24 protein-coding genes and 2 pseudogenes are annotated in these 23,703 nt (G+C 56.0%); 12 read left to right on the forward strand and 14 right to left on the reverse strand.

The genetic code is table 11. The features are described 5' to 3' along the window. Positions 1–9: 9 nt before the first annotated feature. The 5 genes and pseudogenes from CU100_RS07260 to CU100_RS07290 all read left to right on the forward strand — a co-directional run bounded on the left by CU100_RS07260 (position 10) and on the right by CU100_RS07290 (position 7,103). Entirely contained in the window at positions 10–750 is a 741-nt protein-coding gene (locus tag CU100_RS07260; RefSeq protein ID WP_106715786.1) for a MotA/TolQ/ExbB proton channel family protein, read from the forward strand. Positions 751–760: 10 nt separating this feature from the next. Continuing rightward, positions 761–1,186 carry an ExbD/TolR family protein gene (locus tag CU100_RS07265; RefSeq protein WP_106715787.1) on the forward strand — a complete coding sequence of 142 codons (426 nt, stop codon included), beginning with the start codon at positions 761–763 and terminating at the stop codon, positions 1,184–1,186. A gap of 772 nt (positions 1,187–1,958) precedes the next feature. After that, positions 1,959–3,731, forward strand: coding sequence for an ABC transporter ATP-binding protein/permease (locus tag CU100_RS07280; RefSeq protein ID WP_106715790.1), 1,773 nt, complete (start codon positions 1,959–1,961; stop codon positions 3,729–3,731). A 59-nt stretch (positions 3,732–3,790) separates the two neighbouring features. Then, a pseudogene (trxA, locus tag CU100_RS27620) lies at positions 3,791–4,090 on the forward strand (thioredoxin); the annotation flags it as partial. A 919-nt stretch (positions 4,091–5,009) separates the two neighbouring features. Then, a complete protein-coding gene (locus tag CU100_RS07290; RefSeq protein ID WP_106715792.1) occupies positions 5,010–7,103 on the forward strand; it encodes a prolyl oligopeptidase family serine peptidase in 2,094 nt (697 codons plus the stop codon). Between the two features lie 198 nt (positions 7,104–7,301). Here CU100_RS07290 and CU100_RS27625 read toward each other — a convergent pair whose 3' ends face one another. The 3 genes and pseudogenes from CU100_RS27625 to CU100_RS26765 form a co-directional block, all read right to left on the reverse strand. Further along, the gene (locus CU100_RS27625) at positions 7,302–8,021 is read right to left on the reverse strand and encodes a calcium-binding protein (protein WP_407070314.1); all 720 of its coding nucleotides are present in this window, start codon (positions 8,019–8,021) and stop codon (positions 7,302–7,304) included. Positions 8,022–8,084: 63 nt separating this feature from the next. Beyond that, positions 8,085–8,708: pseudogene (locus CU100_RS27630) on the reverse strand (M10 family metallopeptidase C-terminal domain-containing protein); the annotation flags it as partial. A gap of 1,385 nt (positions 8,709–10,093) precedes the next feature. Next, the gene (locus CU100_RS26765; RefSeq protein WP_170113751.1) at positions 10,094–10,240 is read right to left on the reverse strand and encodes a hypothetical protein; all 147 of its coding nucleotides are present in this window, start codon (positions 10,238–10,240) and stop codon (positions 10,094–10,096) included. A gap of 154 nt (positions 10,241–10,394) precedes the next feature. Between CU100_RS26765 and CU100_RS07305 the strand changes: the two genes are divergently transcribed. After that, positions 10,395–10,973 (forward strand): type I secretion C-terminal target domain-containing protein, encoded by a 579-nt coding sequence (locus tag CU100_RS07305; RefSeq protein WP_170113752.1) that lies wholly within the window; start codon positions 10,395–10,397, stop codon positions 10,971–10,973. Between the two features lie 174 nt (positions 10,974–11,147). Here CU100_RS07305 and xth read toward each other — a convergent pair whose 3' ends face one another. From xth to CU100_RS07345, 8 genes are all read right to left on the reverse strand, one after another. Next, a complete protein-coding gene (xth, locus tag CU100_RS07310; RefSeq protein ID WP_106715795.1) occupies positions 11,148–11,918 on the reverse strand; it encodes an exodeoxyribonuclease III in 771 nt (256 codons plus the stop codon). Positions 11,919–12,014: 96 nt separating this feature from the next. Continuing rightward, positions 12,015–12,980: an aliphatic sulfonate ABC transporter substrate-binding protein gene (locus CU100_RS07315; protein WP_106715796.1), complete on the reverse strand. Its 966-nt coding sequence runs from the start codon at positions 12,978–12,980 to the stop codon at positions 12,015–12,017. 131 nt (positions 12,981–13,111) lie between these two features. After that, positions 13,112–14,041: a cytochrome c gene (locus tag CU100_RS07320; RefSeq protein ID WP_106715797.1), complete on the reverse strand. Its 930-nt coding sequence runs from the start codon at positions 14,039–14,041 to the stop codon at positions 13,112–13,114. A 6-nt stretch (positions 14,042–14,047) separates the two neighbouring features. Next, a complete protein-coding gene (locus tag CU100_RS07325; RefSeq protein WP_106715798.1) occupies positions 14,048–14,497 on the reverse strand; it encodes a c-type cytochrome in 450 nt (149 codons plus the stop codon). A 171-nt stretch (positions 14,498–14,668) separates the two neighbouring features. Then, positions 14,669–15,022 (reverse strand): hypothetical protein, encoded by a 354-nt coding sequence (locus tag CU100_RS07330; protein WP_106715799.1) that lies wholly within the window; start codon positions 15,020–15,022, stop codon positions 14,669–14,671. A 158-nt stretch (positions 15,023–15,180) separates the two neighbouring features. Continuing rightward, the gene (locus CU100_RS07335) at positions 15,181–15,384 is read right to left on the reverse strand and encodes a hypothetical protein (RefSeq protein WP_146141811.1); all 204 of its coding nucleotides are present in this window, start codon (positions 15,382–15,384) and stop codon (positions 15,181–15,183) included. 211 nt (positions 15,385–15,595) lie between these two features. Next, a complete protein-coding gene (locus tag CU100_RS26545) occupies positions 15,596–15,805 on the reverse strand; it encodes a hypothetical protein (protein ID WP_146141812.1) in 210 nt (69 codons plus the stop codon). A gap of 307 nt (positions 15,806–16,112) precedes the next feature. After that, positions 16,113–16,385 carry a hypothetical protein gene (locus CU100_RS07345; protein WP_106715802.1) on the reverse strand — a complete coding sequence of 91 codons (273 nt, stop codon included), beginning with the start codon at positions 16,383–16,385 and terminating at the stop codon, positions 16,113–16,115. Positions 16,386–16,586: 201 nt separating this feature from the next. Between CU100_RS07345 and CU100_RS07350 the strand changes: the two genes are divergently transcribed. Next, on the forward strand, positions 16,587–17,228 hold the full coding sequence (locus CU100_RS07350; RefSeq protein ID WP_106715803.1) for a response regulator transcription factor: 642 nt from the start codon (positions 16,587–16,589) through the stop codon (positions 17,226–17,228). Here the strand turns inward: CU100_RS07350 and CU100_RS07355 are convergent. Next, a complete protein-coding gene (locus tag CU100_RS07355; protein ID WP_146141813.1) occupies positions 17,225–17,977 on the reverse strand; it encodes a sulfotransferase-like domain-containing protein in 753 nt (250 codons plus the stop codon). The two genes, CU100_RS07350 and CU100_RS07355, sit on opposite strands and share 4 nt — an antisense overlap. 254 nt (positions 17,978–18,231) lie before the next feature. Here CU100_RS07355 and CU100_RS07360 point away from each other — a divergent pair, with 254 nt between their 5' ends. From CU100_RS07360 to CU100_RS07375, 4 genes are all read left to right on the forward strand, one after another. After that, entirely contained in the window at positions 18,232–18,756 is a 525-nt protein-coding gene (locus tag CU100_RS07360; RefSeq protein ID WP_106715805.1) for a hypothetical protein, read from the forward strand. After that, positions 18,753–19,997, forward strand: coding sequence for an ATP-binding protein (locus CU100_RS07365; protein WP_170113753.1), 1,245 nt, complete (start codon positions 18,753–18,755; stop codon positions 19,995–19,997). The genes CU100_RS07360 and CU100_RS07365 overlap by 4 nt, the downstream gene beginning before the upstream one ends. A gap of 221 nt (positions 19,998–20,218) precedes the next feature. After that, a complete protein-coding gene (locus CU100_RS07370) occupies positions 20,219–20,494 on the forward strand; it encodes a BrnT family toxin (protein ID WP_106715807.1) in 276 nt (91 codons plus the stop codon). Further along, complete coding sequence (locus CU100_RS07375; RefSeq protein ID WP_210204076.1) at positions 20,457–20,732, forward strand: BrnA antitoxin family protein; 276 nt, start codon at positions 20,457–20,459, stop codon at positions 20,730–20,732. Before CU100_RS07370 ends, CU100_RS07375 begins: the two co-directional genes overlap by 38 nt. Positions 20,733–20,811: 79 nt before the next feature. On the opposite strand, the gene CU100_RS07380 is transcribed toward CU100_RS07375, so the two are convergent. Next, the gene (locus CU100_RS07380) at positions 20,812–21,411 is read right to left on the reverse strand and encodes a superoxide dismutase (protein ID WP_106715808.1); all 600 of its coding nucleotides are present in this window, start codon (positions 21,409–21,411) and stop codon (positions 20,812–20,814) included. A gap of 166 nt (positions 21,412–21,577) precedes the next feature. Beyond that, positions 21,578–22,456: a branched-chain amino acid aminotransferase gene (locus CU100_RS07385; protein WP_106715809.1), complete on the reverse strand. Its 879-nt coding sequence runs from the start codon at positions 22,454–22,456 to the stop codon at positions 21,578–21,580. Positions 22,457–22,869: 413 nt separating this feature from the next. Between CU100_RS07385 and CU100_RS07390 the strand changes: the two genes are divergently transcribed. After that, positions 22,870–23,583, forward strand: a complete 714-nt coding sequence (locus tag CU100_RS07390) for a L,D-transpeptidase (RefSeq protein WP_106716060.1) — start codon at positions 22,870–22,872, stop codon at positions 23,581–23,583. Positions 23,584–23,703: the final 120 nt, after the last annotated feature.

The following is a 23,703-nucleotide window of genomic DNA, read 5'->3' on the forward strand; positions in this document are numbered from 1 at the left end:
GAAGTGATCATGCAAGAATATGGTTTTATTCACCTTTGGACAGAAGGCGACGGGGTCACCAAGGCAATCGCCAGCATCATGTCGGCAATGTCTGTCCTCTCATGGGCCGTGATCCTTCATAAGTCGGTCCAGTTGGCTCTCCTGCACCGGCGAGGCCGCGAGGCGACCCTGTTCTGGCAGGCGACCTCCATCGACAAGGCGGAACATCTGCTTGGCAGCGGCAGCCCTTATGCCGCTTTGGTGGATGCGGCGCGCGAGACGCAGGACGCAGACACCCGTCCGCGTCTGGCGAGCAGCTTCAGCACGGAGGAATGGCTGCAACGCTCTTTACGCACCGCGCTCGATGAGCAATTGGCACGATTGCAAAACGGTCTCGCCATCCTTGCCTCGATCGGGACCACGGCGCCCTTTGTCGGTCTTTTCGGCACGGTTTGGGGCATCTACCACGCCTTGCTTGCCATGGGCACGGAAGGTCAGCCCAGCATCGGCAAGATCGCCGGACCAGTGGGCGAATCGCTGGTCATGACTGCCTTCGGTCTCGCGGTGGCGATCCCTGCGGTGCTCGGCTACAATATACTGACCCGCGGCAACCGGGGGGTGGCGCGTAAACTCCACCGTTTCAGTCACGACATCGAAATCTACTTTCTGACCGGTAGCCAATACAGACCAAAGCAAGCCCGCAAGCCGAGAGTCGATCCGCGCCATCCGCAACCGGCTGCCGTGGTGTCGATCCCGCGCGCTACCGCGTAAAGGAGAGAAGATGGCTTTTTCCAATGATCCCGACGATGAGATGTTGACCGAAATCAACATGACCCCGCTGATCGATGTGATGCTTGTTCTTCTGATTGTCTTCATGGTGACTTTGCCGGTCGTCCACCATGCCGTCTCCATCCAATTGCCCCGGGAGACGAACGAGAGGCTGGATCCGCAACCCGATCCGATTGCTGTCGATATAGGCCCGGACGGTTCGATTCTCTGGAACAAATCCGTCGTCGACGAGGCGGTGTTTGAACAGAAGCTGGCCGAAACTGCGGCGCGTACCGATAAACCGGCGCTCCAGCTCTTTGCCGACAAGTCCGCGCGTTATGAGAGCGTGGCGGTCGTACTTTCGGCGGCGAGGCGCGCAGGGCTCGGCAAGATCAATTTCGTCACCGAGGCGAAGTTGGAAAATGGCAGCGCGCAATGAAAATGAGATCAGCATGAACAAACCCGACGGGGCCCGAGGCAGAGAAATCGGGGCTGATCATTGCTGTTGCGGTCTGGACCATCGCCGTCGGTATTCCCTTGCAAATCTGGCAATCCTACATCACGAGAGACCAGACCAACGCTCTTATCGCAAAGAACGCTGCCCAATATTGGCCGCTATTGACATTCGTTACGGCACTGACGGTCCTTCTGTTGGTACTGACGGTCGGGATGAATGCCATCTGGACCGACCTGCCGGCCAACCGAGGTTTGTATGTTCCAGGTTATTGCTCAAGGTTGCCCGCACCTGTGCGTCTTTTCGAACTTTAATCGTAGCGGGTGTTTTCTGCCTCATTCTCGGCATGATTTTCGGCAAAGTACGGCTCGAGTAAGTTGCGACTCTGGCTGAGAAACGTGGAGATCGAAACCGAAGAGCTAAAAGGAAAAACTATTTGCCAGTGTTTAAATTTTAGAACGGTATAATTTATAACAATTATCGGGGCTACCATCCTGTTATTGAGTGAATAACAGCCATCATCATACTCTTCATAGAGGCGGTGATTAAGCAACGCATCGACTATTTCTATTTGTTGTATGTGAAATATTTTGCTGCGCTAAGCACACCATAAGCTATTTGGCGCTGTTCATAACGAGTTACCAAGTATTGTAATGATTTTTTGGCACCTCTTGTGCCGCTAACAATTGCACGCACTCCAGATCTACGGATCTAAATCCCGAGCATCACTGTTCAGAAGGAGTGCCGAGGAGTAACAATGCTCATTGATACCGCAGCGGCAGAAACAAAAAAACTGGCGGACAATCCTGCCGAGTACCGACTGAACCGGCTGTTTTTCCTTCGGCTCTGGAGATTGTGGTCTCCGTACTGGAAGCGGCCTGAAGCAAGGAAATCGTGGCTGATCATTGCTGTTGCCGTCTTGACCATCGCCGTTGGTATTCCCTTGCAAATCTGGCAATCCTACACTGCTAAAGACCTGACCAACGCTCTTATCGCAAAGAACGCTGCCGAATATTGGCCGCTGTTAATCCTCGAAACGGCACTGACGGCCCTTCTGCTGTTATTGTCGGTCGGGATGAGATACCTGACCGGCCGTGTCGAGCTGCAATGGCGGCAGTGGCTTGCCGCTCATCTTTCCGAGCGCTATCTGGCGCGGCGGACCTATTATGCGATCACGCAAGACAATTCCATCGATAATCCCGATCAGCGGATCCAGCAGGAAACGATAGCGTTCTGCTCAACCATGCTGAGTCTGCCATTCATTGCTATAGGGGCCATTGCCACGATGATCACACAGATGTCGATCATGGGCTCGATCTCCACTGTCCTGAGCATGTCGGTCGTGTCTTTCGCGATTTTTCAATCTATCGTAACTTTCAAGCTTTTTCAGCCCACCATCAAGCAGCAATTCGACATTACCGTTGCCGAGGCCGATCTACGCTACGGGCTTTTGAATGTCCGCGACAATGCTGAAACGATTGCCTTTTACCAAGGCGAACATGCTGAACAGCAGCATATTTTGCGGCGGCTTGGGCTTGCCACACACAAGAGACTGATCAGCCTTGTCTATGGCACGTGGGTCACGCTTTCCAACGGGGGAATGAGCGTGGCGTGGGCGATCGTGCCTGTCCTGTGCCTTGTCCCTCAATATTTGGCCGGCGCGATCGACTATGGCACGATTGCACAATCCACTTTTGCAGCAACTTCCTTGCTCGGCGCGTTGACGATTTTTGTTGATCTCCTGCCTCACTTGTCGAGTAGCTTTCCAGGAATCGCGCGTCTTGCGCAGATCGATGAAAAGGTCGAGTCCCTCGGAGTTGATCAAAGCATTGCGGGCGGCCGTATCCTGCGCATGGAAAGCGCACTGATCGTCATCGACAAGATGACGCTCGCAACCCCGGGCGGCGAGCGGGTCTTGGTCCGTGATCTGTCGCTGCAAGTGCGTCCTGGGCACCACCTGATAATCATCGGGCAGACCGGCCTCGGCAAGAGTGCGCTATTGCGGGCGATCGCCGGCTTGTGGAACCGGGGCAGCGGGGCTGTTGCCCTGCCTCCTTCAGGCGAGACGCTGTTCCTTCCGCAACGGCCCTACATGTTTTTGGGCGATCTGCGCAGCCAGCTCGTTTACCCAGCCATCGCTTCGAGCCTCGATGATGCAGAACTTCAGGCCATACTTGACGAGGTTCAACTCTCGAATGTCGCAACGCGTCATGGTGGCTTCGACGCCATCAAGGACTGGAGCCGTATCCTCTCGCTTGGCGAACAGCAGCGCATCGCCATCGCCCGGGTTCTGATTGCGCGCCCACGCTTCGTTTTTCTCGACGAGGCGACGAGCGCCGTGGATAGCGCGACCGAAAAGGCCCTTTACGCTGCGCTGCAGCGCTCAGGTTCAACGCTCGTCAGCGTCGGCCACAGACAGGACCTGCTGGCCTACCACACCGATGCCTTGCGTCTTTTGCCGGGCGGCGCTTTCGAGCTTTTGCCGGCGCACCTGGTGCGGCCCACGTCCGGCGAGATCGACGCCGCCTGATCCTTATCCTTATCCTTATCCTTAACCGATCCCTAACAACCAAAAGGAGATGCTCTATCATGAGCGATTACATCATTGATACAAGCGATGCGGCATTTGAAGCCGATGTGCTTCAATCGGAAATTCCCGTGCTGCTCGATTTCTGGGCGCCATGGTGCGGGCCCTGCCTCGCCATTGCACCGCTGCTTGAGGATATTGCCGCTGAATATGCCGGCCGTGCGAAGGTCGTCAAAGTCAATGTCGACGATAACAAGCAATATGCCGAACAATACGGTGTGCAGGGTATTCCTACGCTGATCCTTTTCAAGCCGGGCGGTGAAATTGCCTATCGCGACCATGCCACGACACGAACACGCTTGCGCGTGCTTCTCGACGATCTCACTGAAACAACGGAACCCGATCTGACCACATTGGCCACATTGACCACATCGCCATGTTTCAACAACGACGCCGCTTTGAAACAGCAGCTTCTTGACAAACTGCGTGCCAATATGGCTGCGGCGGCGGAACAGGGACGGCGCGTTGCCCCGCTTTTCCTGCAGAACGGTCCGGAAGTCGCTGAACAACACGGCTTGCCCCGGCAGTGGGACGCCTTCCTTTCCAATGACGAGCATGCCCTGAAAATTGTGGAGGCCATTATCCCCGGCGCTGACCTTGCCGAGGTCACCAGAAAATTCATCCTGCATCTCTTGTATGGTGAAGAGGGTCTGCAATTCACCACGCCAGAAGGGCCGCTAACACCGCTTATCGAGCGGCTGGCGGCCTTCCACAACGGCCTGGAACTGGTGGATGGGACCGACTGGCGGAAGCTGAGGAAAGATGTGGTTGCTGCTACCGATGCGATCGCTGCCGAGCACGGCTACTCGGCATTGGTAAGGCTGGCAGTACTGGCCGAAGGCGCGATGTCTCCGCTCGAAGAGATCGAGGCGTCAACGTTGGCGGAATTGTATTGGATAGGGCGCGTTGCAATCTCTTTGGCCATGACACCGGAAGATGTCGTGATGCAGGAGGAGAGGGAAAAAGCGATGCATCAAGACTATGCGGAGCGGTTGAAGGAACTCGGTGAATGGCCTGATGAACCTGGACCGCAACACGATGCTTTTGAGGCTCGGGCGAACTCCATAATCGAATCTGTGCAAGAGGAGCATCGAAGCAGATATCCTGAACATTTTGCCAAGCAGGAGCAACGGGAGGATGAGGCCTTGCGCCTTTACGGTCAGAAAACCGATTTCCTCATAGACCTTATCCAAGCCGCCGCAGCGCAGAAAGGCTTGCCACATGCTTGACGCAACCCTTCTTGGAAACCTCCCGACTATCGCCCAACCGGATGATGATCCCTACCTGTGGCTGGAGGAGATTCACGGCGAAAAAGCACTTCACTGGGCGAATGCGCGTTCGGCCGAAACCATCGCCCGCTTTGCCACGCCGCGATTTGAGGGCGAGCGAGACACGCTCGCCGCTTTGCTGGACCGACCGGACAAAGTGCCGGGCATTTCGAGACTGGGTGGTTACGTCTATAATGTCTGGAACGATGCTGACAACCCACGCGGCTTATGGCGGCGCACCACTTTGGAATCCTACCGGACGGAGGAGCCCGTCTGGGATGTTCTGCTCGACCTTGATGCGCTTGCCGGCGCCGAAGGTGAAGATTGGGTCTGGGCGGGCGCCAGCATCGAACCGAGAGATGCAGGACGCGAACGCGTCATAATCAGCCTGTCACGGGGTGGCAGCGATGCTTCGGTCAACCGGGAATATGATCTTGTCACCCGCAGCTTTGTGGCTGATGGTTTTATATTGCCTGAAGCCAAGGGGGGCGTTTCCTGGATCGATCGCGACACCGTTCTGCTGCAGAGCACACTTGGCGAAGGAATGGCAACACGTGCCGGATATCCGCGTAGCGTGCGGTTGTGGCGGCGCGGAACGGATCCGCTTGTCGCACCTGTGATCTTTGGGGCCGATGCCGCAAGTCTTGGTGCCGGAGCGCACATCGACCGCACGGTCGAGGAACCGCGTATATGGTTTTCCGAGTACCGGTCGATGCTCGATGGAGATATCTGGCTTGGCGACCTTTCCGGTCCGCAACAAAAAATCGACATTCCGACGGATGCAGGGATGTCGGCATTCGGCGACAGGTTACTGCTAAATCCGCGCCGGCCTTACGCAGCAGGCGATGTTGTCTTCTCCGGTGATAGTCTGATCAGTATCTCACTGTCGGCGTTCCTTGAAGGGCGCGGCAATTTCGAGCTTTTGTTTGAGCCTGAGGAACGCAAAATATTGCTGGGCCATTTTTGGAACAAGGGCAATCTCATCCTCGCCGTCCTTGATAATCTCATCCACCGATATGAGATTCTGATACCTTCGGCGATCGGATGGAAGCGCAGACCCATTGATGTATTGCCTTGCCACGGCACCGTCCATATCGGCCCGCTCGACACCGATTTCAAAGAAAGCAACGGCGATATTCTCGTCTCCGTACAGGATCCGCTTACGCCGGCGCAGTTACAATTATTGAATATCGCTGATCCCGCCAATCTTGCTGCGCCGGTTCTCCTCAAGAGCAGCCCGGCGGGATTCGACGCGTCAGGTCTTGTCGTTACCCGCCATGAGGCGATCTCGGTCGACGGCGTGAAAATACCCTATACGCAGGTCGGACCCGCGGGCGAGACCGGCAACGCACCGGTTCATCTTTACGGTTATGGCGGTTTCGGCGTTGTAATGGAATCGGGTTATAATATAGGCGTTGGCAAACTCTGGCTCGAACAGGGTGGAACTCATGTCATTGCCAATATCCGCGGCGGCGGTGAGTTCGGCGTGCCCTGGCATGAAGCGGGACGGCGAGCGGGCAAAAAACTCTCGCACGACGATTTCGCGGCAGTTGCCGCAGACCTGGTGCGTCGCGGCGTCACAATTCCTCAGCGTATCGCGGCACAAGGCGGCTCCAACGGCGGCTTGCTCATCGCCAACATGCTTACGCGCTATCCGGAACATTTTGGCGCTCTGCTCTGTACTGTACCAGTGCTTGACCTTCGCCGCTTCAGCAAGTTGCTGGCGGGGGCAAGCTGGATCGACGAATTTGGCGATCCGGACAATCCTGATGACTGGGCATTCATGCAGCAAATCTCCGCTTACCATACCGCTGAAGCAGGACATCCCTATCCACCTATCCTGATTGCGACGACATTGAAGGATGACCGGGTTCACCCGGGCCACGCGCGAAAGATGGCGGCCAAGCTGCAGCATCTTGGCTACCCTGCCCATTACTACGAGCAGGCAACGGGCGGGCACGGCAGCGGCAAGGATAATCAGGAAACGGCAAGTTTTATCGCCTTAGGCTACGCATTTCTACGCGATGCCATTGGCTGGACGCCCTAGTCAAATAGGCCATGCGACGGCCGGAAGATACCGGCCGTCGCTTAGTTTTTCCAGCTCACGAGATTGGATTTCCCTTTGTCGTCAGCACGACGGCAGCGTAGATGCTGTTCAGACCGCCGTGTGTTACAAATCGATTTATAGGGTTCCCGGCATCGATCCCGAAACAGCGTTCCAGAACCAATGCCGGCAAAGAGAGCCTCAGGCCAGTGCGGGCGCCGTCAAAGTGAGGTCCACCCCACCATAATGTCCCACTGTTTTGACGAAAGTTCCAGAAAACTCGTTTCCAAGCGTCAGTGTCGCTGAGGAACTGCCAGTCTTGAGTGTCAGCAAATTCCCATTGACGGCAAATGAAAGTTCATTGGCCAGCACATCGGAGATATGCAGGCTCTCGCCCGCCGACAGATCGGTGATAATATCGCCTGCGAACTCGGAGAACCTGCCGTAGAAATTGTCGGTGCCGCTTCCTCCAATCAGAATATCCCGGCCCAAGCCGCCGACGATCTTATCGTCGCCGTCGTCGCCGAAAAGTGTGTCATCGCCATCGTCGCCTTCCAGCGTATCCTGTTCGGCGCCACCGTGCAGCCTGTCCTTCCCGCCGCCGCCAAGCAGCCTGTCACCACCGTCATTGCCCCAGAATTCATTATCTAGCTGGTTACCAACAAAAAAATCCGCTCCCGCGCCGCCAATAAGATTTTCGATACTGTCGAACGTATCTCCGTTGGCACCACCGCCCAACCCGCGATTCAATGCGAGGTTGACGGATAGAGCATCATCGCCAGCGTAGTCAATTGTATCGATACCAGCTCCCCCTACGAAATGAGTAGGGCCACGAAGAGTTCTAAAATTGTCGGCGCCATCCGTACCAATTTCGATATGATTTGCCGGAGCATCGAAATCGGGGCCTGCGCCCTTTGGCAATAATCCTGCGCTGGCCGGATCGGTCAGATTGAAGTCCTCTTCGCGAAGACTGACCCTTCCCCCGAGATTGATGGTGAAGTCGGCATTGCCGTCGCCGTCAATGTCGCCATTGATGAACGTTTTCTTGATTGTGTGAACCAGCCACAGCAAGCCTTTTCGGTTTGTTCCAGGTCGCCCGGGACCTGTGTGGCTAAGACGAAACGCGGTCAATCCATTGCTGGCGTCGCCATCGGCATCGATCCGCGACAGGTCGATCTTGTCATGCTGCGACCGGTTGAAATCGCTGATGGTGTCGCTGTTGTCCGGTCTGCTATCGAGAATGTCGGTAAAAGCGAACGTGTCCGCGCCGGCTCCGCCGGTCAGCCTGTCCTTGCCTTTACCGCCATAAAGAATGTCATTGCCGCCGCCGCCGTCGAGCGTATCGTCTCCTTCATTACCGGAGAGGGTATTATCTCCATCATTGCCAGTAATCCGGTCATCATGGCTGCTACCAATGCCGGTCTCGATATAATAATCCGACTGATCGGCATTGTGCCCAGCGAATATAAACACATTGTTGGTCAGCCCGTTGACCGAGGAGAAATGCCCGGCACGCAAGTCAAGCACCGTACCATGCGTGGAGCCTGAGAAATCAATGGTATCCCTGCCGCCGGTGTCGTGAATTGTGAAGCCGATATCCCGGCGCAAGGGGTTTAGGAGTTGTGGCAACGCCTTATCGAGCACTTTCACACGGGAAGGTTCTAAAAGCAGCCGTTCCCTTGCGATAAACTCTCGATCTTTTTCGGAGAAGGTGATCTTAAAAATGATTTCCCAAGCCGCGACGTCGATTGACTGATATTCAGTCAAGGCGAATGTGAGTTGTTCTATTTGGTCGTCGGTAAGACCAGCAAGTGTTGACGGCATCTCTCTGAGCATATTAGCTTTGAATCGATCCGCCGATGCTAACAAGTCAGGCTCAAGGTCAATATACTCATCGGTATTGCTAAGGCGATATCCTTTCCGCGCATTAGCTCCAAAGCCATAATTATCATTGCCGGTATTGAGTAAAACTTCATTATAGCTTCTCTTGCCATTTCCATCGACATGAGAATGGTAGAGCTGAATGAATGCCTCAACGTCTGCTCGCATCGGCGTTACGGGAAGCCAAGAGTCGCGGCCAGTTTCAGCAATGCCTTGGTTAAAATAGGACATAACGGCGTTCTGCCAGTTATCGTGAACATTTCCAGCTGCCGCCTTGAAGGTAACAGCTGTGTTATAATGTCCGGGATGCCCGAGCCCAAGAGCATGCCCTAGTTCATGAAGGTAGACATGATATATGGCACGGCCGCGGGTGGCCTGATCATAATCCCGCAAAGCAATTCCTCTTTGGACACTTACGAACTTTTTAGCTATGTTGAACAAATTCCCCTGATCATCAACGACACGCAAATCCGCCTTTCCACCATCCTCCACTGAAAATGCCACCGGCACAACAGCTTCCCATGCACTCAAGGCTGCTTGAAGAGTCGCCTTCCAAAGGGGCCCGAGGGTTGAACCATCTACCTTGATCGTTTCCAGCGGATTGTCGTGGACCACCCCTTTATATCCCGGATTGACCATGACCTTGATCAAATCATCGAAGGATGTGCTCTTGGGACGATCGCCTTCGCCCAGACCGTCATCGGACTTGAATGAGACGACGTGGCTGTGATCACGACCCGGGTGATCGTGATCCAGCTTATTATGGTCCACGCGATCCGGCGTTGTGCTGACTGACGTGGAAAGTTCAGGTGTGAGGCTCACAATGATTTCCTTTAATACACTGATGAAATTAATTATTGAAAGATAGCAATGTATTGTGAGACAAATCACCGGATTATGTGAGTTAGTTTTTTCTATACTTAATCCAAAAAAGTAAAATCTGGCTACTAGCGGCCGGTTTGTTAAAATCATCCGTGATCGTGAGGTCTAAAGGGCTTCGCTCCCGTCGTGCAATAGACGGGCTTGTACGCGGGGTGGCGCCGGGTAACATCCGACATGAGTTCAACACGTATGCAGCTTTTGCTCGCTTATAAGATCAGTGTCGAAACTTGTTACCCGAACTTGAGCGCCTCGGCAGTGATGCCAATGTTGAAGGTCAACATCGATGGCGTCCGAGGGATTAGCGGCGGCACCAGCAGTTCAAGCATCATCATTCGAAAGTCGTGATTGACCCTTACCTCGAGAACGGACAGGTTCACTGCATTCGATCCAGGATTTTGGCCGATACACCGGTTAAACTTCAACCGTGCAACGAAGGGGAATGACATGGGCGAATTGAAACGAATCTGGGGCAAACCTGGTATCGATCCTGCGACAGGAAAACCGACCAGAAGTATTGCAATCGGAGGCCCAATGCCCGAAATCGTAGTTGGTGGTCCCGGCGATGATGTGCTTTATGGCATGGATGGGGACGACTTCCTATGGGGCGGCCCAGGACACGACCGTCTGTACGGTGGATCCGGGGGAGACTTCTTTGGATTCATCGACAGTATATCTGGCGGCGACAATGGCAGCGCTACGCAAAGGGGCGGCGACGAAATCTGTGATTTCAGCCATGCGGAAGGCGATCACATCGATTTGTCGGGGATACTGACCAACGGCGCCACCGACAAGGGCAACCACGTGCACTACATTGGCAAGGAGGCTTTTTCAGGAACGGCCGGCGAGATACGCTACGACTTTGTCGAGGATTATGGAGTCAAAATATTCGTGGACACCAATGGCGACAAAACCAGCGATTTCTGGATCGGGTTGCTTGGTGTTTCGTCGCTCGATGCGTCGGATTTTCTTCTTACGACTACGATTTTCGCCGATACGGTGTTCCCGCACAGTCATGATTCACCAATCGGGATCATTGAAAGGTCGCAAGTGCCGCACGTACATTCAGAGACTTCATCAACCCTTGTGGTTTCGCCGCCGGCATTTCTTTAAGTACCCGCGCCGATCGGATTCACGCTGCCAGCGCCGACAGCACCGGTGGAGGAGGCTGCCGGATTTTCTCGGAGAGCAAGCCGGGCCCGCGCGGCGGTCAGCCACGCGCCTGGCGCCGATTGGGCCTGCGGGTCGCTGCTATGCCGGCTTCCTCGGCGCTTGCCGCCGCACAGGTCAATCAAGCACGATCCATGCCGGCGCGTGGTCGCTGGCATGGTCCCAGCCCCTGACGTGCCGATCGACGCCGGCGCTGCTCAACCGGCTGGCGATCGAGGGGCTGAGCAGGAGGTGATCGAGCCGCAGCCCGGCATTGCGTCCCCATGCATTCCTGAAATAGTCCCAGAAGGTGTAGATCTTTTCGTCGGGATGCAGGTGGCGAATGGCGTCGGTCCAGCCTTGGCTGGCAAGCTGCGCGAATGCCTGGCGGACTTCGGGCCGAAAAAGCGCATCGTCGGTCCAGCGCTCGGGCTTGTAGACATCGAGCTCGGTCGGCATGACGTTGTAATCGCCCGCAAGGACAACAGGCGCGCCGGTCGCGATGAGGTCCTGTGCCCGCTGCGACAGGCGTTCGTACCAGCGCAACTTGTAGTCGAATTTGGGACCGGGCGCCGGGTTTCCGTTCGGCACATACATGCATCCGATCAGCACGCCGTTCACGGCCGCCTCTATATAGCGGCTGTGCGTATCCTCGGCATCTCCCGGAAGTCCGCGCATCGTCTCGATCGGTTCTGCATCCCTTGCCAGAATGGCAACGCCATTCCAGCTTTTCTGCCCATGCCAGATTGCGCCATAGCCGGCGGCGCGGATTGCCTGCAGCGGAAACTTTTCCTGCGGCGCCTTGAGTTCCTGCAGGCAGACGACGTCCGGCTCGGCTTCTGCAAGCCATCGCAGCAGCACGGAGAGCCGGCCATTGATACCGTTCACGTTGAATGTAGCGATCTTCATTTAAGCCGGTGATGCGTTGACGGTGTGTCGTTGCATCATGGGATAAAGCCGGTCGCAATGGAAGCCTTGTCGCAAGGCTTCATCGCCGATTTGCATTCAGGCCTGCTTGCGGCGCCACACGATCCGGCTGACATCAAGCTGCTTCGGCACGATCCCGAGTTTGAAGAACTCGTCTGCCAGTTCCTGCTGATAGGCTATCGCTTCGGGCGAAACGGCGGCGACCTTGCCGAGATCCGCTCCTTCGCGCGTCAGGACGACCCTCTGTATATCCTCCGGCACGCCGGTAATACTTGCGAGGTTTCGCACCGTTTCATCGAGATTGTCCTGCGCCGACTTGCCGACGAGACGAAGTTCATCGAGAAGATCCGCCAATATATCGCCGTCAGATTCCGCAAAGCCTCCGTTGGCGAGAAAGAACGACCAGGACTCGACGATGCCTTTTCCGCTCGCCAAAACCCGCGCTTCGGGGCGCTTTTCGGCGACGGCGAGATAGGGATCCCAGATCGCCCAGGCATCGACCTGGCCCGAGGTAAAGGCCGCGGCCGCATCGGAAGGCGCAAGGTCGGATGCGCTGATGTCAGCCAGCGTCAAGCCGGCAGTCCGCAAAGCCTTGACCGTGAAATTATGGGCGCTCGACCCTCGCTTGAAGGCGATCCGCTTGTCCTTCAGATCGGCGATGGACCGTATGGGCGCGTCCTTGTGGACCAGAATGGCCGATCCGTCCGGCGGGCCGCGATAGGTTCCGGCATAGACGAGGTTCCCGCCTGCCGCCTGCGCGAAAAGGGGAGGCACATCGCCAGTCGGGCCGAAATCGATGGCGCCTGCGCCAAGCGCTTCGAGCAGCGGCGGACCGGACGAGAACTCGGACCATCTTATATCGATGCCGCGCGTCGCAAAGCGCTTCTCCAGCGCACCATTGCCCTTTGCCAGCGCCAGAACACCATTTTTCTGCCAGCCGATGCGCAGTGTCTTCAACTGCTCGGGAGCCGCTTGGGCAGCAAGGGGCAGGGCAGCTGCGGCGGCGGCTCCCATGAGGACAAGGGTCTGTCTGCGATTGAACATATGGGGCGTCCTTTCAAAGGTTGATCTTCCTTGAAAGGATGGCGCAAAGGATCGGCGGCAGCGACGTCACAACGTGCGAACAATTGCCCGCAACGGAAAAATAATGCCTGTTTTTACGGGAAGCGGCGAAATCACTTCGCCGTCGCGGGATACCCGTTCGGATGTGCGGGGACGGCTTTCAGGTAGGCGGCGATGGCGTCACGATCGGCAGGATCGAGATGCGCGGTATTGAGGGCGACATCGGCCATCGAGCCGCCGAGCGAATCGAAATCCGGCGTGAAGCCGCTTTCGAGCGCGTAGGAAATGTCCTTTTCAGACCAGGAATCGATGCCGCCTTCGCCGCCGGTGATGTTGGGAACGACGCCCTTGCCTTCGGGCGATCTGGCGCCTGCGAGCCACCGCGTCTTGTCCAGCCCGCCGAGCGCGTCGCGAGGGGTGTGACATTCGCCGCAATGGCCGGGGCCTTCCACCAGATATTGACCGCGCTTGACCGCATCGGTGGCATTGGCGATGGCCAGGACCGGCTGGGGCGAAAGATAAAGCCGCTTCCACAGGCCTATGCCGCGCCTGATGGTGAAAGGAAAATTCAGCTTGTGCGGCCCGGCGACATTGCCGGACGGAGGCAGGGTCTTCATGAAGGCGTAGAGATCGGCAATATCCTGCACCTGCATGCGTGCGTAGGATGTGTAAGGGAAGGCGGGGTAGAAGTGCCTGCCATCCGGCGAGACGCCTTCCATCATTGCATTAGCGAGATCCGCGAAGGACCAGTCGCCGATACCTTGGGTCGAGGGTGAAATATTGGGCGCCACGAACGTGCCGAACGGCGTGACAAGGTTGAGGCCGCCGGCCAGCACGAGCCGCGCGTCGCCCTTGGCGCCCGGTGCCGCATGGCACGACGAACAACCGCCCTGCCAGAAGACGAGGCTGCCGCGCTGCGGATCACCCGGAGCCGCCGCGGCAAGCTTTGCCGGATCGACGCGGGCGGGCGCCGAGAGGAACCAGAACGCAGCCCCGCCCACCAGCGCCAGAATGATGACGAGCAATGCGAGCTTGCGCACCATTCCTGGCTAGTCTTTCTTGATGCGGAATGCCTTGTGACAGGAGGCGCAGTTTTCGCCAACCTGATTGAAAACGACCTTGAAGCTTTCGAGGTCCGCCGGGTTGGCTTCGGCCGCGGCGGCTGCATCCTTCTTGTACTTTCCGACGGCAGCCACGAAGCCGGCATTGTCTTCCCATATCTTCGGCGAAGCGGTTGTCTTGCCCTTGTCCGATCCGGCAGGAAACAGTGTCGCCACGTCGATCTTTTGCGCGTCCTCGTTGAGGTGTGTCAATGCGGCCTTCACCGCGTCGGCATCGAACGGCTTTTCGCCCTTGATAATCGGCGTGATACTGCCGATGGTCTTGCCCTGATCCTTCATGAGCGCCTGGCGGTCGGCAATCGGGTCGGCGCTGGCCGATGCCGACAGGACCGCGATGGCAAGCAGGGGCGCCGCGGCAAAAGAAATCAGTCTCGTCATGGGGATCTCCGACTCTTGTGGCTAAAGTGGTGTGGCTTCAAGGGTTTCCGGCTGGCACTTTAGATCATGCATCGTGAAATGCACGCGGGCCTCGCGATCACATTTTCGTTTGCAGGACGTTGCTAAACGCTTCGAAAAAAGCCCCGGAGGTCACCGGGGCTCAGTTCAATCTCAGAACTCGAAATAGATACCGCTGCGATAACGCGAGCGGTACGGGCGATCCCGCCATTCGTCGCGGCTGCGATAATAGGGCCGGTCACTATAATAGCGCGGACGTTCCCAGCGATGATGACGGCGCCAGCCATAGTGCCGGCGGTCCCATCCATGATGCCGCCTGTGCCAGCGATGATGCCGTCGCTCCCACCGGTCGCGATAATGAACAGTCTGCACGTTCGGGTTCTGTGCGGTGCTCGAAATTTCGACGGGCTGCTGAATTGTCATCGGTGCGGCGCTTGCCGTTTCGATGGATCCGAGTGTTCCGACAGATATGAGCACCGCGCTTAGCGTTGAGATTAGCTTTTTCATTCTTTCCTCCAGTGAGAACCTTCCTTTCGCAAAGGTTTTCCACGGTCTTGTCCCTTGAAGTTCAAAAGCTATGACTTTTTCCATGAACGCCAAGTGAATAATCCGGCGTCAATGAAGGTGAGATCAACAGGAGGCGTTCACTTTTCAGAACCGGTTGTTCAAATGCGTGAAGCCAGACGCGAACCGACGCGCTTCTTCTGGAATTTCACGTAATTGGGTGAGCGATATTCGATGATCGGAGCGCGCTCGGCGGGAGAAACTATCCTCAGTCCTATACGCAGGTTTGCGGTTTCTGCTGCGGCAGGAGAGGCGGCTATGACGGCGGCAATGACAAACGAGAGCGCGAATGAATTTCTTTTCACGATGTCCCCCAAATCCCGGCACCCGGCGTGCCGATAAATGCAGGCCTAAAGTATCATAGACTAAAGGATAAGCTATTGATTTTTTAGGTCGATGGAGTTTGGCTGGCAGATAATCCAGGTGACGGAAACGGACCATGCCGGTCATCGGCGCGACAACCGGCAATGGCGCCATCAATGGCCACGCAGGACGCTGCAACTGCCGTAGCGCGCCTTATACGTGCTTGTAGACGGTCTTGCCGTGATGCTTGTGCCATACGTGATGCCTTGAGTGCACGACATGGTGGCGATGATAATGGTGATGGCGGACCACATGATGCCGGTGATGGATCGGTTCAGCAGCGCTTGCGCTGGTGGCAAGTGCGGGAACCGAGACCGCGAGGGCAACAGCGAGGCCGAGAGCCGTATAGAGAGAAGTTTTCATGTCCTTGGGTTTCCTTGGGTAGGTGCAGAGGGGAGACCTGCAGATGCAGGGGTGAAACTATCCACGCACCACTTATCCGACATGGATGTTTCGGCCCTATTTCCGGCCGGTGGTGTTTCGTTTCTGCACTGTTTCCGGAATGAGGCAGCAAAAGGGGCGCATCAGGCTTTAGCCGGACATGAACGCTTTACGACCGGACAACGTGATTTCCGTGCTCTATGAAGTAAAGAGGCCCCGCCAATGGCGGGGCCGCTTCCATGTGCAACAAGCGACAATGCCGCCGGGATAGTCGTGAGAAGTCAGGCGCTCACTCGCCTCGCTTTGTTGCATCTTCCTGCTGAAAGGTCCGGCGTAGATGCACGACCTTGGCGGCAGCGTTCTTTATATCTTTCGTGGGGCAGCGGAGCAGATCGTTTCTCAGCCGCTGCTCGATTTCCTTGGCTATGACAAGGCGCTTGTCTATCAGATGATGCTTTATGCCAAGTCTCTTGTATTCATCGCTTAACCTGGAAAGCTTCACGACCTCGTTCCATGCCAGTTCATGATAATTCATGGCGATCATCAAGAGTATGGTTTCCATCCTGGCTCTCGCAGAATTATCGTTGTTGGCAAAGGGCGCTGATATCTGCGGCGCCTGATATATGTGAGTGGCTTTCATATCGCCGTAATGGAGCGAATCATGATCGCGCGAAAGTGACAACGCTGTCCCTATAAGCGATTGGTCGAATCGGGATATAAGCAGGCTTTTGAATTCATTGATTGTTGAAGACTGGTTTTAAGAATGCCCCCCGATTCCTTGCAGGATATCTTGATCGTCGAGGACCAGCATCTGATGCGTCTCGCACTCGTGCGCGAAATGCAGGCTGCAATTCCGGCGTGCGTCATCCACGCTGCCGCCACTATGGAGACGGCGCTGGAACTGATCCGCACCAATCAGTTTGCGCTCATCCTCATAGATCCTGGCCTGCCCGGCTACGACCCGGGATCGGAGGTAGACCGCATCCAGACGATCAGCGCGATTGTGAGCCGGACGCCGACGGCGATCCATGTGGTCATCACCGGTTCGGAAAGCGCGCAGGAATGGGAAGACGCCCAGCGGCTTGGCGTCGCCGGCTATATCGCCAAGAACAGTCTCAAGCCCGGCACGATGGGAGCGGTCCTCCAGACCATAGCTGATCACGGGCGTTGCGTCGGACTGATGCATGAAACAAGCGTTGCGCCGGAACTTTACCACGCGGTTCTTTCGCCGCGCGAGCAGGAGGCGGTGCAATGGATGATGCAAAGACCGGCCGATATCAGCCGCAAGGTGATTTTCGACCAGCTGGGCGAGCATCTCGAAATAGACGCGGCCTCAGCCGAACGATATTACAAGCGTGCACGAGCAAAACTTTTGAAGTTCGGGCAGTTGCCGAACAGCATTTAACCGCCGTGGACGGCGAAACCAAGCAGGTGCTCGTAGATCGGTAAACACCGTTCAATCGTTTGCCGAACACGCAGTGGAAACCGGTCGAGATCAGGTTCACACGCCGGCGGCGCGAAACCAGTACTATTGCCGGCGGCCGTATGCCATTCCTCGCGTCCTGCCCAATCTGACCGTCCGCCCTTTTGCCAGTTGAGTGCATCGAGCATTGGGTCAAGTCCCAGTGCGCCGAAATAAGCAGTGACGACGCGCACAGGATCTTGTCTGAGCGCCTCGCCATCGATGACGACGGGAACCCGACCAGTTCTGATTCTTGTCTTCTCGAAAAGTTCGAGTTGGCTGTCGAATCCGGTGTCTCTCTCCGAGTAGTCGTTCAGGATCGTGTATAGCGAAGGAATGGAAAGTCGAGGGTCTCTTATAAGGAAAGTATTCTCACCTCTCTCGAAAACCTCATCTCCGATATACCCCACGACGTGGTGGGCCATTTCTTTGACGAATACCCGACTTGTAGAACTTAGTTTCAGGAGGTCATCCGTCACTTGTGAAAAAGGCCGGGCGCTGTTGTCATCGCCGGAACTAAAGACGGCAGTATCCAGGTAACAATTGCAATAAGGCTCTCCGAAGACGATGAAATCCCCTCGCTTTTCCATCATTTTCTCGTAAGCCGTTGATAATGATCTTGGAACACACCAGAGTTTTAATAACATTGGCGTGTACAAACCCGGATCGCACTTATCATCGGTAATTCTCAAACGAAAAAATTCTTTGATATATCATATATAAATAGTTGTTGATGATCGTTCTCATTTATGCATTTATGAACGGAGGAATATTGCGGCAATTATCAAAAGTCTCGCTGCTAAATTTATAAATGTCTTATACTAAAGTATAATGGTTCAGTTTTTAAATCGCCATTGTGAGATTTACTTTGATAATAATTATTCCGCAATCTCGTTCTGGGAATATTTTCGGCGGGCGCAAGTTTTCTGGTCATCTGGTATCGAGGATGGCCGCCCTGTTGATCACTGGCTTGCTTTTCACGGGTTCGGCAGCGGCCCAAGCGCCTGATCCCGACTCGTTGACCATTCGAGGAATGGGAAAGGCGCAGACGATGTATTCCATCGATCAATTGCGAAACGAATTCACCTTGCGCGAACGAGTGACTGCTACACCCTGGAGTGGACAGAAGACGATCAGTTTTCGTGGCCCGCTGCTCAAGGACATTCTGGCGAGAACCAATGCTTCCGGCGCAACGGAATTCGAAGTGCAGGCATACAACGATTTCATGGCCCGGGTGACCGCCGCCGAGATCGACACCTATTCGCCTATTCTTGCCCTCGAACAGAAATGCGTCGACGAGGACCGGAGCAGCGGGCTTTGTTCGGCCGATCAAACCTACCGGCCATTGTCAGTTGATGACGGGGGGCCTCTCTACCTGATCTGGCCGCTGCAGGAATTACCCGAAGCCTATGTGCTCGGGCGTAAGTCGATATGGGTCTGGTTTGTCGTGGCGGTACAATCTGCCCAATGAAACGTCCGATTAGCACGCTGCTGCCAATGGTACTTTACGCCGGGTTGTTGCTTTCACTCGGGCTGAGTGTCTGGTCATTGGCGCGCACTGAGACCTACAGGCAGAGGAGCGAGATCATCGCCAGCCAAGCGCTGGAGATTCGCTCACGCGTCTGGCAAGCCCGGGAACACGTGGCGCGGATTGCAGGGGCTCTCGAACTTGCACGGCAGACCGGAAAGAGCGTGCCCCAACTAGCGATGTCCTCTCGATTGTTGCGATTCAATCTGTCGTTGCTGTCGCGTCTGGAATACGTCAAGTTTTTTCTCGGTCCGGAAAACCAGGCTGAACTCGAAGGGCTGATTGCCGGGATCGATGCTGTGCTTCTGCCCGCCGCCGTCAGCGGCCGGAACTATCAGGAAGCGCTGCAGTCCATCATCTCTACCGATCGCTATCTCGTGCGATTGTCCAGCACGACCGTCAATTCGAGCCAGGGTCTCAGTGTAGCGGTACAGATCGCCAATGACGCGGCACGCAATCGGTTGCGTCTTTTCGCGGCACTCTCCGCCCTGCTGCTGAGCGTCATCGCCATACATCAGTACAACAAGACGACGCGGGAGAAGGACCAGCACATCAAGTCCTTTTCGCTGCTGTTCGCCCACATGACCCGCACCCGGATCGCAGCCTTGCGCCTTTTCCTCGGCTATCTCGACGGCCCGATACCTCCGCCGCTGGAGATGACAGACGCGGCGATGCGCACAGTGGTCGAGCTTGATTCGATCAATGAAGGCTTGATGATCATCGGACATGCGAGACATCAGGCAAAACTCTCGCCCCTTGGCCGGATCATCAGTGATATCGCGCGGGGTTGCCAAAACACCCTGGCAGTCGAGGCGGATATCGAGGCCCGTGAGACCCTCGTGCCCGCCTCGCAATTTCATCTGCTGATCGATGAACTCGTGCGCAACGCGACCAACGCTGTCGCCGGGCGCGAAGACCAGGTCATCACGATCAGCGCTGTCATCCATCAAAGGTTTCTGCGCCGACCGTTATTGATCCTGACTGTCAGCGACAACGGCTCGGGCATGACCCAGGAACTCTTGGCCAAGGTGCGCGAACCATTCTTTTCGACAAAGGCAGGCAAACATGTCGGGCTTGGCCTGACGAATTGCGTCGAACTGATGAAAACGATGGCAGGCAAACTGGAGATAAGCTCGAAGCCAGGGGCGGGGACATCGGTGCGCATCACGTATTCGGTCCGATGAAAGCTCTTATCGATCATTTGATCAATGCAATTGCGGCGTCGTAGCTTTATCGTTTCGGCACGTTCAATGCAAAGAAGCAGCGTCTTTACGGCTGTCAAAGGGTCCTTGTATCCATGGGCGAGCCTTGCGGAGTGTACAAAAATAGTGTACACTTATCCCACATTTCATGTTTGTGTTCTGCGAAGTAGATTTGATTACCCATTGATTAAGGAGCGGCCGCATTGGAGTTCGAATGGGATGAAGACAAGCGCCGACAAGTGAAACAAAAGCATGGAGTTGACCTTTTGTATGCGGCTTTGATTTTTAGAGGCCCCGTGCTGACCAAAAGAGATGATAGGGCAGACTATGGGGAAGAACGGTTTATTTCATTAGGTATGGTTGAGGACGACTGTTTCATCGTTGTCCACGCGAGTCGAAACGAGGTTACCCGCCTCATCACAGCTTGGAAAGGAGGTCAACTTGACGAGGACCAATATCAAGCGCGCATCACTCGATGACCTGCAAAACTTTAACAAGGAGGGGAAGCTATCCCGCAATCCTACACCCCTCGAAGGTGAAGACCTCGGGCCGGACTTTTGGGCGAATGCCCGCGTGGTCGAGCCGAAAGAGCCTCGATCCGTTCACCTGAAACTTGATCCGGATGTGTTCGAGTTTTTCAAAAGTCAGGGAAAGGGACACCTTACGCGTATGCAAGAGATCTTGAAAGCGTATGTCAAAGCCCATGACCGTTCCTGAAACAATCCGGTGTCTGGCAAGCGTTTAAAACAGAAAGGCCCCGCCGGTGACGGGGCCGTAGTGCTTTGTAAGGCGCCGCTTACCTGGCCTTTTCGTACATTTCCGCCACATGATCCCAGTTGATCAGATTATCGACGAATGCCTCGAGATATTTCGGACGCGCATTGCGATAGTCGATGTAATAGGAATGCTCCCAGACATCGACGCCGAGGATTGGCGATGCGCCATGAACCAGCGGGTTTTCGCCGTTGGGCGTCTTGGAGATTTCAAGCTTGCCGTTCTTGACGGCGAGCCATGCCCAGCCGGAGCCGAACTGCGTGGTGCCGGCTGCGATGAAATCGGTGCGGAACTTGTCATAGCCGCCGAGATCCGATTCGAAAGCCTTCTCGAGCGAGCCCGGAAGCTTCTTGCCGCCGCCGCCCTTTTTCATCCACTGCCAGAAATGCACGTGGTTGTAATGCTGGCCGGCATTGTTGAAGAGGCCGGCGTTCTTGCCATAGGATTGCTTGACGACCTCTTCGAGCGAAAGATTCTCGAGGCCGGCTTCGGCAGCCAGCTTGTTGCCGTTGTCAACATAGGCCTTGTGGTGCTTGTCGTGGTGATATTCGAGGGTTTCGCGCGACATATAGGGTGCGAGTGCGTCGTAATCATACGGCAGTGCGGGCAATTCGAAAGCCATGGAAGTCTCCTCTTCGGTAATCTGTGCCGGGATTGGCTGGCCCGGGCGGGCCCTTTTTGGGAATGGACGCCAATCCTGACAAAACCTGCGCTTGTTACATAGGGCCGTATTTCTTCAGGAGCAATGCGACGCGGATCAATATTTCCGGTCCGGCCGCGTTCTGAGATTAAATCTTCGGGGTGGAATGAGCAAATTCCCAGTAGAGCTCCCGTGCTTTCCTGGCGATTGGGCCCGGCTGAAGAACACGATCTTCAATGCGAACAACGGGCACGACCTTCGAATGGTTCCCCGTGGAGAATATCTCGTCGGCATCGAGGAAATCCTGCACGCTCAAGGTCGTCTGCGTCGTGCGGAAACCATAATCGGCGAGCACATCGATGGTACGAGAGCGGGTGATGCCTGAAAGGAACGTGCCGTTTGGCGCCGGCGTGAAGATGTGACCCTCCTTGACCATGAAAATGTTCGACGTACCCGTCTCGGCGACATTGCCGAGCATGTCGAGCACCAGCGCATTGTCGAAGCCGCGCGAGCGCGCCTCGAGAATCGCCCGGGCATTGTTCGGGTAGAGGCAGCCGGCCTTGGCATTGGTCGGCATGGTCTCGAATGTAGGCCTGCGGAAAGGCGAGACGGTGAGCGAGAAGCCGCTCGGCTTGATCATCGGGGCTTCATAGAGGCATAGGCAGAAACGCGTCGAATCCGGATCGGCCGGGACGCCCATGTAGCCGCCATGCTCGCCCCAGTACATCGGCCTGATATAAACGGCCGTATCGCCGTCGAATTTCTTCAGGCCATCCTTGGCGAGGCCGATGATTTCCTCGGTGCTCATCGTCGGCATGAGGCCAAGCGCAATTGCGGACGCATTTACGCGGGCCGAGTGTCTGTCGAGATCGGGCGCGACGCCTTCGAACCAGCGCCCGCCATCGAAGACCGTCGAGGCCAGCCACATCGCATGGCTGCGCGGGCCGATGAGCGGCACGTTTCCTTCGTACCAGTCGCCGTCGACATAGGTCCATGTCGCTGTTTGGGCTTGAGTATTGACCGCCATGATTCTGATTCCGTCCTGCTGGTAGTTTTTGCCACCTTATCTCCCCCCTTGCGGGGGAGAAAGCGATTTCAGCATCTTAGCCATTTCGCCAAGTGGCAGAAATCGCAAGAGAGGCGATCTGCAATCATCGTACTACCACCTCACTCGTATTTTCCAGGGATTTACCGGAGAGGCTGAACCGAGGACAATCCTTTCTCTCCCGCAAAGGGGAGAGATACCCGGCGTTCTCACAAAGTGTTTATCCGCAGTTGACTGAAGAATTCCGTTGCCCGCGCCGTTTTTGTTGCGGCGCGGCAACAGTCTCGGGGCCGCCTTGTTTGCGCCCTATTGTAATCGGTTAGCCGCCATATTCATTGTGCGTTTAGGCGAACGAGCTTCCTGTTCACCCATCCCGTCACAATTTTGGTTAAATGATGCAAAATACACTATCCCGTCGCGGTTTTCTAACGGCCATGGCCGCCACAGCCGCTGCCGGTCTGGCAGGCTGTGCCCAGATCCGCAATGACATGCCGGTCATTCAGGTCGACGATTACGGCAACCCGCTGGCGACGCCGCAGATGGATGTCGACCCGGCGTTCGCCTCGTTCCAGGCCATGTATTCAGCCCGCGAGGATGGCGGTTTCATGCTGCCGGCTATCCCGATCGACAAGATGGACAAGCGCTATCTGCGTCAGATCGTACAGGATCCGACGGGCGAGCAGCCGGGCACGATCGTCGTCGATACGGCCGACAAATTCCTGTATCTGGTGCGCGAAGACGGGCAGGCGATCCGCTATGGCGTCGGCATCGGCAAGGACGGTTTCGCCTGGTCCGGCCGTGCCGTGGTCCAGTGGAAGCGCCACTGGCCCAAGTGGACGCCGCCGGATGAGATGGTCGCCCGCCAGCCGGAACTGGTGCAGTACAGTGCCAGGAACGGCGGCATGGAGCCCGGGCTGAAGAACCCGCTCGGCGCCCGCGCGCTTTATCTCTTCAAGGATGGCGTCGATACGCTCTATCGCCTGCATGGCTCGCCCGAATGGTGGTCGATCGGCAAGGCCGTGTCCTCGGGCTGCGTTCGCCTGATCAACCAGGACATAATCGACCTCTACGACCGCGTGCCGAACAAGACCCCGGTTCTGGTGGCATAGGCGCTTCGAGAAGCAGCGCGAAGGGCCGGTGGAGAAATCCGCCGGCCCTTATTTTTTACATGTCTTATGCCGTGAATTAAATCATTCTCTTGGACTTAAGGTGAATTGACACACTCGCAG

Source organism: Phyllobacterium endophyticum (assembly GCF_003010935.1).
In the GTDB taxonomy this organism is placed as follows: Bacteria; Pseudomonadota; Alphaproteobacteria; order Rhizobiales; family Rhizobiaceae; genus Phyllobacterium; species Phyllobacterium endophyticum.